4 protein-coding genes are annotated in these 3,044 nt (G+C 33.5%); all 4 read right to left on the reverse strand.

Annotation, left to right across the window (positions count from 1 at the left end; all coding sequences use genetic code 11):
• Positions 1 to 122: 122 nt before the first annotated feature.
• The 4 genes from ACLTBU_RS16790 to ACLTBU_RS16805 all read right to left on the reverse strand — a co-directional run bounded on the left by ACLTBU_RS16790 (position 123) and on the right by ACLTBU_RS16805 (position 2,681).
• Positions 123 to 773 carry a hypothetical protein gene (locus ACLTBU_RS16790; RefSeq protein ID WP_412220131.1) on the reverse strand — a complete coding sequence of 217 codons (651 nt, stop codon included), beginning with the start codon at positions 771 to 773 and terminating at the stop codon, positions 123 to 125.
• Positions 774 to 860: 87 nt separating this feature from the next.
• Complete coding sequence (locus ACLTBU_RS16795; RefSeq protein WP_412220133.1) at positions 861 to 1,154, reverse strand: head-tail connector protein; 294 nt, start codon at positions 1,152 to 1,154, stop codon at positions 861 to 863.
• A gap of 4 nt (positions 1,155 to 1,158) precedes the next feature.
• Entirely contained in the window at positions 1,159 to 2,382 is a 1,224-nt protein-coding gene (locus tag ACLTBU_RS16800) for a phage major capsid protein (RefSeq protein ID WP_412220135.1), read from the reverse strand.
• A 107-nt stretch (positions 2,383 to 2,489) separates the two neighbouring features.
• Entirely contained in the window at positions 2,490 to 2,681 is a 192-nt protein-coding gene (locus ACLTBU_RS16805; RefSeq protein ID WP_412219657.1) for a hypothetical protein, read from the reverse strand.
• Positions 2,682 to 3,044 lie beyond the last annotated feature (363 nt).

Genomic DNA, 3,044 nt, shown 5'->3' on the forward strand with positions numbered 1-3,044 from the left:
GTTATTCTTTTGTTTAGTTTTCCTGCGTTGAAATAGATTTTATCACCTACTTTCTTAATACTCAATAATAAGGTTATCTGATAAAGTATTTCCTCTAGCTTAATCATTGAATGTGGAGTAGATTAATCTTGCTTTTTATATAACTCATCTAATTCACTCACTAATTTTTGACTGAACATACAAGTGATAGCATAAACCTTTTCATATCCCAATGCTTTGTATTCTTCTGGTTCATAAAATCCATATTCCGGGTTAAGGGAAGATATTTGATTCTTTTTAGTATGTATTTGAATAACCAGTGGGATTTCCTTTTCATATTCAACTATAATTTTATCTGTCAAAAAAGATGTAGCTGTACCCATACCTTTAAAATCAAACTTTATATCTGCTCTATAGCTATTTGAACCTCTTTCATGCTCACTTTGCACAGCAATTCTCATCCCTTTGCCTATATTATCAAAAGTCAGAGCAATCCTACCATAATTATCTTCAAAAACTCTACTCTCACCACTAATTATCTCCCAATCTCCATTTTCAAGTTCATATGTATTAATTTGCAAAGATTTAACATTATCATCAACTACAAAGTCAACAATATAAGGAAAATCTTTTTGACCCACAAGATCAAGAATTGCTTGCTCCTCCATAGATAACTCTGCTTTTTGGATATACATTTCTTCAATTTTCTTATCAATTACTTTCGAAGAACAAGCTGTAAGCATAAGTATACTCAAAGCAAATAAACAGATACTCAGTTTTGTTATTTTTGACATCTTACTTCTCCCCACCTACAGTATAAATAATCTTTAACTATATAATACCACTTCTTCCTTATAGACACAATCAGTATACAGAATATTCTATATTAAGTTCACACTATGCCTCCCCAACAATCCTTCCAGCATACTATTAATTCTCATATTCGTTCTCTCATTAACATTTAACACTCTATTATCATAAAAATCTGCAACCAACACTAACATAGCAATTACCACATCTTCACTTGCTTCAAGTGCCTCTAATGTTTGCCCAGTATAATTACAGATGTGCGACTTAGCAGACTGAATCATTACTTCAATAAGCCTATCATCCTCATCACTATCTTGCCTTAGATACTCCTTAACTATCGTCAAATCTACTTCTGAAAGTTTCATATTACTATGCTGCTTTTCCTTTACTCTTAGCTACCACACTAGATTTACCTACAACCATCGCTTCCCCTAAAGCCTTCTTAATATCTAGTCTCATATTTGCTTTAATAGCAATTTCATCTCTGATAAATCCATATTCAGTAGACTTCTGTAATGATAATGCTTTTCTTTCACCTACAATTAACACTCGTTTTAGGTCTCCAAAGAAAATAGCTGATCCTGTTTCATTAAGTTCAGCCACATGCTCATTAATAATAGCTGGTCTGCCAAGAATGGTTGTGTGTGGTCCTACTGGCGAGCCATTAAATGATGTTACTAATACTGGTCTGCCATCTTCAAACTTCATATCTGTTAAGGCCTTAGCAGTTTGGTCTGAAATAACCCAAGTTGCTGTGTGACGATAACGAATAGGAAGGGTAAAGTACATTTCAGTAAGTGTTTGTGGTGTAAGTGTTACTGGTAACTTAACTTCTTTTACTCCATCATCCACACTAAAGTCATTAAGCCCATTCACCTTATACTCTGCATTCCCTTTTACAATAAGTTCATCTAAAGTTAAACCATAGGATTCTGCAAGCTGTCGCATTAACTCAGCTTCTACATTATATCCAGTATCCTCAATAGCTTCCTGTGAGAATGTAATAAATGTACCAAACTTGTGGGCTTCTAGCTTGATTGGCTCAAAGGTTGCTACTTGCGTTGTATATTCTGCAAGCTCTTTCATTGGGACAAACTTTCCTAACTTGTTTGCCTGTACTGGAATTTGATGTTTACTATTTCCAAAGCGTTCATGACGTACAGCCCCATATAAAGGTGAGATATAGGCAAGCTTATCTAAGATGTAGTCTGCAAAAGTGGTCTTAGAAATAATCTCAGTTGGTGCATTACCTGAGCCTACTGCAGTATCTGAAAAGGTATGTGTTCCATCTCTTACCTCTCTTGTTCCAATCTCAATCTCCTTATTGGCATCAGCTTGTAACGCTCTGATTTCATCTAAAAGGGAAGGTTGATCTTGCTTATCATTTGTTGCTGGTTCTTTAATTGTAGTCATTAATGCTCTAGCTTCTTTTTGGGTTTGGATTGTGGCATCAATCTGATTTACTTCATCTGTATAACCATTAATTTTATCTAGTTCTTCCTTTGAGAAGGCTCTCTTTTCTGTTTCGGCTACATTCATAATCGCTTCAATTTGTTCGATTAGTTTACTTCTTTTTTCTAACAATTGTTTCATCTAGTTATCCTTTCTAGTTTAATCTTGGGAATAAAAAAAGCACACCTCTTGGATGTACTGTATCTTGATTTATTCACTTATATATCTAAATTTATGTATTTTTATCGTTATTCTTCTATAATGATTACATGATCCTCTACTTCATTTGTTACTTGGGGCGTAAATTTTACTTCCGGAGGCAATGAGAACATATTTCTAGCTAATATATACCCTGACCCTATCATAATTATCAAAGTTGTTAACATTACTGCTATTATTCCAAGAAAAATCGTTTGAAGATTTACGTTTGTCTTTTTCATAACTTCTCCCTTTCTTATCTTAAAAGTTGTCTACTCTATTTTACATATATTCTACTCAAAATATTTTATTACTCTTTTATACTGAAATCTCTTTTTTATCAGTTCCTATAAGTGCTACTTTTTTCTTTAATAACCACATCTTGGTAGCTACTAAACTTCTTTGAGTTTCTTACTTCTTTTTTCTAGTAATTGTTTCATTCAGGTTTCCTTTCAAACTTAAATTTAGGCATAAAAAAGAGCATCTATTTCTAGATGCCCCTCTGCCTTACTTTTCTTCGCTCACTTTACCACTAGCTAACTCTTCTTCCAATCTTATTATATTCTGCCTATGTTTTTCTGCCCCGCCTTCAAATCCCTTAACCT

Source organism: Zhenhengia sp. (genome assembly GCF_046966505.1).
In the GTDB taxonomy this organism is placed as follows: domain Bacteria; phylum Bacillota; class Clostridia; order Lachnospirales; family Cellulosilyticaceae; genus Zhenhengia; species Zhenhengia yiwuensis.

What these genes read in the sequence shown, in the direction of transcription:
- ACLTBU_RS16790 (WP_412220131.1), bottom strand. Translation starts at nt 773, where the DNA reads ATGTCAAAAATAACAAAACTGAGTATCTGTTTATTTGCTTTGAGTATA.
- ACLTBU_RS16800 (WP_412220135.1), bottom strand. Translation starts at nt 2,382, where the DNA reads ATGAAACAATTGTTAGAAAAAAGAAGTAAACTAATCGAACAAATTGAA.
- ACLTBU_RS16805 (WP_412219657.1), bottom strand. Translation starts at nt 2,681, where the DNA reads ATGAAAAAGACAAACGTAAATCTTCAAACGATTTTTCTTGGAATAATA.
- ACLTBU_RS16795 (WP_412220133.1), bottom strand. Translation starts at nt 1,154, where the DNA reads ATGAAACTTTCAGAAGTAGATTTGACGATAGTTAAGGAGTATCTAAGG.